The sequence below is a fragment of the Dysgonomonas sp. Shenzhen-Wh21 genome, from assembly GCF_043392705.1.
Taxonomy (GTDB): domain Bacteria; phylum Bacteroidota; class Bacteroidia; order Bacteroidales; family Dysgonomonadaceae; genus Dysgonomonas.
Genome location: NZ_JAIXHZ010000066.1, coordinates 1 through 4,030, shown reverse-complemented (window position 1 = coordinate 4,030; position 4,030 = coordinate 1). Strand labels below are relative to the sequence as shown.

General features: G+C 36.9%; 2 protein-coding genes. Both read left to right on the top strand.

Annotated features, from left to right (window positions below):
- The first annotated feature begins 95 nt into the window (after positions 1-95).
- Positions 96-3,209 (top strand): SusC/RagA family TonB-linked outer membrane protein, encoded by a 3,114-nt coding sequence (locus tag LDB17_RS03845; protein WP_252639149.1) that lies wholly within the window; start codon positions 96-98, stop codon positions 3,207-3,209.
- 20 nt (positions 3,210-3,229) lie between these two features.
- On the top strand, positions 3,230-4,030 hold an 801-nt coding region (locus LDB17_RS03840; RefSeq protein ID WP_393924896.1), incomplete at its 3' end, for a SusD/RagB family nutrient-binding outer membrane lipoprotein.

Below are 4,030 nucleotides of genomic sequence, written 5' to 3'. Positions count from 1 at the left end.
GTATACGAACGGAAAAAATAGTGAAAAAGGAAGTTCCGTTCGATACTACTCAATAGGTGTATTGTGTTAATATTAATAAATTTATGTGTACAAGTATGAAGAAAAAGTTGTTATTGATTTTATCCTGCTTACTGTTAAGCATAGGGTATATTGCCGCACAAACAACAAAGATTACAGGAACCGTTATTGATACAAATGGTGAGCCTGTAATAAGTGCTTCTGTTGTTGTGAAAGGAACTACAGTCGGAACAGTAACCGATCTGGATGGAACATTTTCAATAAATGTTCCGGATGGTAAAAACACGCTGGTATTCAATCTGGTTGGAATGAAGAGCATTGAAACTAAAGCTACTCAAAATATGCGGGTAGTGATGGAAAACGACGACAAGCTTTTAGATGAAGTCGTTGTAACAGCAATGGGAATTCAGCGCGATCAGAAAATATTGGGGTATGCTGCGACTCAAGTGAAATCGGATGAAATATCAGCTGCAAAATCCGGATCTGTAATGGGTGGACTAAATGGGAAAATAGCCGGAGTAAATATTTCCGCTTCAGGACCGGCAGGTACATCTCAAAAAGTATTAATTCGTGGTATCTCTTCATTTAACAGCAACAATCCTTTGTACATTGTAGACGGTGTGCCGATCACAAATGAACGTTCAGGAACAGACTATGTAGACTTTGGCAATAGCGCCAATGACATAAACGCTGAAGACGTAGAATCGGTTACTGTATTGAAAGGAGCCTCTGCTACTGCTCTATATGGATCTCGTGCAGGGAATGGAGTTATTATGATCACAACAAAGAGAGCCAAAAGCGAAAAGCTAACAGTAACATACGATGGAGCATTTACGGCTTCAAATGTTCTTCGTGTAATGCAAACTCAGGATCTTTATGGACAAGGCTGGGGTGCTTGGGATAGGGCCGAAAACGGTTCATGGGGACCACGCCTTGATGGTAGTATCCACGAGTGGGGCTCTGATCAGTTAGCAGAACCGATGACGAAACCTTTTTCCTATGTGAAAAATAATATCCGCAATTTTTACAAGACAGGTCACGAATTGAATAATGTTGTATCTCTTCGTTATGGCACAGAGAATCTTGGTCTTTATGTTTCTTATGGAAATGTAACCAGCAATGGAACATTACCGAATAATGCAGACACATATTCTCGCAACACATTCTCTTTGCGTGGTAATGCTAAATGGGACAAGCTAGCCATAGATGTATCTGTTAACTATGCACGTAAAGATATCCGTCGTACAGAACAAATGGAGATCGAACTTTTACAAAATCCTGTCGACATCGATATCGCTTCAATGAAAAACTACAACGACGAACGTTATAATCTTGATAACTATTACACTTTTTATGCAACAAATCCTTATTGGATGGTTGACAACAATTATTTCCTATATCAAGACAATCATACATATGGCAAAGTTGAAGCCTCTTATCAGTTGTTGGGTGGCCTAAAAGCTACAGCACGTCTGGGTGGCGATTTCCTTAACTATAGCAGAGAAAATATAAATGCTAAAAATTCATTTATACCAGGATCGTATAGCGATTTAGGAGGTGCTACTGCCCAGAACGGTTATTATTCGAATAATAGATATAATAGAGATCAGCTTGATGCCACAGCATTCTTATCTGCAGATTATAAAGTATCAGACTTTACTCTTAGCGGTACAGCCGGATGGAACTTAAATCAACGGACATATGCATACACAGGAGGATATGTAAACGGATTAGGTGTTCCTGATTGGTATAGTCTGGAAAACTCAGGATCTGCGGCTGTCTCTCAGCAATATTCTGAAAAAAGAAGACTTATCGGTTTATTTGCTCAAGCTGAATTAGGATACAAAAGTTTTGCATACCTAAACCTTTCAGCTCGTGCTGACAATTCATCAACTCTACCTAAAAATGAAAACACTTATTTCTATGGAGGGGGTAATATTTCATTTATTCTTACAGAATTATTTCCGTCATTAAAAGATAGCAAAATTGACTTTTTGAAATTAAGAGCAGCTTTGGGACAAACAGGTAATGACGCTGGAGTATATCGTACCTCATCATGGTTCGAACCATATAATAGCTATTATACATATCTTCCTATTCATGGCGTATTAGGCTTAACTGAATACAATAGATTGCCGAGTCAATCATTAAAGCCGGAGATTACAACTGAATACGAATTTGGTGTTCAAGGAAATTTCTTTGACAATCGTGTTCGCCTGGATTTTGCCTATTACAACAAACGCTCAAAGGATCAGATAATAAATGCTACGTTAGCTCCTGAAACCGGATATACATCCGAAACTCGAAATGTTGGAGAATTGGAAAATAAAGGGATAGAACTAGCTGCTGGATTCACACCTATAAAATCAAAAGACTGGCAATGGGATGTAAATGCAACATTTACAAAAAATACAGGAAAAGTTATTGAACTTTGGGATGGATTGCAAGAATACAATATCTACAGCTGGCGTGGTGTTGAATATAGAATGAAAGTAGGAGAAAAAATTGGAACATTCCAAGTTCCATCAGTAGACCGTGTAACTGACAAAACTAGCCCTTACTATGGTTATATGATTGTAAATACAAACGGATTCCCTACTCAATCTATTACAGAAAAAGAAGTAATAGGATCATCACAGCCTGATTTTATTTTAGGATTGAACACTTCTATTAAATTTAAGGATTTTAGACTTACAGTTGTTGGTGACTGGCATAAAGGGGGATGGATGGCCTCGAATACATCATACATCACTCACTTTAACGGAAACTCAACACAAACAGTGTATAATGAGCGTAACTCATTTATTTATCCAAACTCTGTGAAAATAGTAGGCGGTCAATATGTGGAAAATAATATTCCTGTTATGGCTAATCAGATGAATTATACACTAGGTAACTATTCTTATAATCCTCTAGTACGTAATGAGATGGTAATACCAAAAGATTTCTTCAAAATCAGAGAAGTAACACTTTCTTACGATCTTCCAAAGAAAGCATTAAAATCTACCCCATTAAGCAAAGTTACTTTAAGCTTTATAGGACGCAACCTCTTCTTATTTACACCAAAGAAGAATAATTATGTAGATCCTGAAGTAGCCAATATGGGCAACGACTTGACTTCTGAATTTGGTGAAATATCTAGTGGTACTTCTTATCGCAGTTTTGGTGGAGCTATCAAAGTAGAGTTTTAATAATCTAATAAAGAAGAAAAATGAAAAAGAAGAATTTAATATATATAGCTTTATTGCTACTGTTAACAAGCGGAACATTTACGTCTTGCGATAACTATTTGGATGTGAACACCAATGCCAACTATCCACCAAATGCCAGCTTAGAGAGTCTTCTCCCATCGGCAGAAGCAAGTACTATTGCTCAATTGGGATTAAATGGGCAATTGATTGGGAGTCTATGGAGTCAATATGTTACTCAGGGAAACTCCACCAACCAGTATAATACTACTGTCAATTACAGTCTTAATCAAGAATCATATAATGCTTTCTGGACCAATACTTATGCCAACACATTACAGGATCTCAAAATTATGATGTCTTTGGCAGAAGAAAAACAAGCTTGGAACTATTGGATTATCGGTAAAATTTTAACTGCATACAACTATCACGTGCTGACAGATTTATACGGAGATATACCTTTTACTGAAGCATTGGATATAAAAAAATATCCAGCGCCAAAGTATGATGACAGCAAAACGGTTGTATATCCGGGTATTATAGCGATGTTAGATGAGGCGATAGCAAAAGCCCCCAGTGCATCAGGAGGGATGAATCCTCTAATAGAAAAACAAGATTACTTTTTTGAAGGTAAGATTGCTTCTTGGGTAGCCTTAGCAAAAAGCTTAAAATTAAAAATATATTTGCGTGACTATGAATCGAATAAGACTAAAATAGCAGACTTAATAAGCCAAGGAGGATTATTTACCGGCAATTTTGCTTTTACTGTATTTAATTGGCGAATATTATACTCAAATAAAGGATTTCCTTTATTGGTTGCATCA